General features: G+C 62.9%; 1 pseudogene. It reads left to right on the plus strand.

Features of this window, described 5'->3' with window-relative positions:
• Positions 1-811: 811 nt before the first annotated feature.
• Positions 812-1339: pseudogene (locus tag ACESUZ_RS10055) on the plus strand (hypothetical protein); the annotation flags it as partial.

Below are 1339 nucleotides of genomic sequence, written 5' to 3' on the forward strand. Positions count from 1 at the left end.
CCATCATCGCGGTCTATGGGGTCAACGATATGGCACCGTGGGGACACATGTATGTCAATCCTGGTCTAACAGAGCCTAACATTTTCCATATCACCATAGTGAATTGTTAGCACGTTGGCTCCTTCGGCTTGCTGATTTGGCATTTAGTGAGATTGATTATATCGCAGCACATGAGGCGGGCGTTATCGGCCCACGGTAGATGCGATTGATGACCCAGGCTTGAATTTAATTTGACCATGCCCGTGCGTAGCTTGCTTTAGTGGCTTGAGCTTTAGATAATAATCTTGAGTTAAGTTCCGTGTGGCGGCACGTAAAAGCTGTACTGTGCTTGGGCAGGTAAAAAGTCCAAGACGATTAGATATCCGAGAGGATATCGAGCCCGCACCGGGGAGATAAGGTGAGTCCGCGCCGGGGACTATAATTCCGGCGACAACTAGGTTTCCGTGAGGATGCCGCGGCTGACAGCCAGCAGAAAACCGCCTTATACGCTCCTTCCGTGCGCCGCCTGCTCAAACGATTTGCGCCGAGTTGCCTGTTGCTATGGCCTGTCCGTGCGTTTTGCAGGGCGGGTGTTCTTATACCGCGGACACGGAGAGCATGTTTACAGGCAACGTTGCGTGCTGCGAGCCAGGTGTTTCGGGCGTTGGCTGGGTGTGGATCGATGTCGGTCATCTGGAACTCAATGGTTATACGGATGAGGCCATTGGCGCCGAAGGTGAGCTTGTGGCTAACCGTTCGGCCCATCATGCTTTGGCTCCCGTCCCCCCAATCTAGTAGACTCTAAACCGTTGCTAGATTAGGGGGATTTTCCATGAAACGCTCCATGAAACGAATTTCCGGGGCCGCCGCCGTGCTGGCGGTCGCGGCCGCCCTGGCCCTGTGCGGGCCCGCGGCCTACGCCGCCCCCGCCGCCCCGGGCGACGCGCAGGCCCAGCCCGCCGAGGCCCAGCCCGCCGACGGGGGCCCCGGCGCCCAGCCCGCGCAGGCCGACGCCTCCCAGCCCGAGGCCCCACAGGCCGACGGGGCCCAGGCGGAGCCCGCCCAGTCCGAGGCGGCCGCGCCCGTCTCGCTCTCGTACTCGGCCCATGTCTCCAATATCGGCTGGATGGGCACCGTCGCCGGCGGCGAGGTCGCCGGCACGACCGGCAGGGGGCTCCCCCTCGAGGCGCTTCGCCTCGTCCTGTCCGACGCCTCGACCGGCGAGCCCCTCGGCGCCGACGCCATATCCGTCGAGGCCCACGTCTCGAACGTCGGCTGGCAGGCCGCCGTCGGCAACGGCGGCACCGCCGGCACGACCGGCCAGTCCCGGGCCGTCGAGGCCCTGAGGGTCAGGCTGTCC

Source organism: Collinsella aerofaciens ATCC 25986, assembly GCF_964239575.1.
Classification (GTDB): Bacteria; Actinomycetota; Coriobacteriia; order Coriobacteriales; family Coriobacteriaceae; genus Collinsella; species Collinsella aerofaciens_BQ.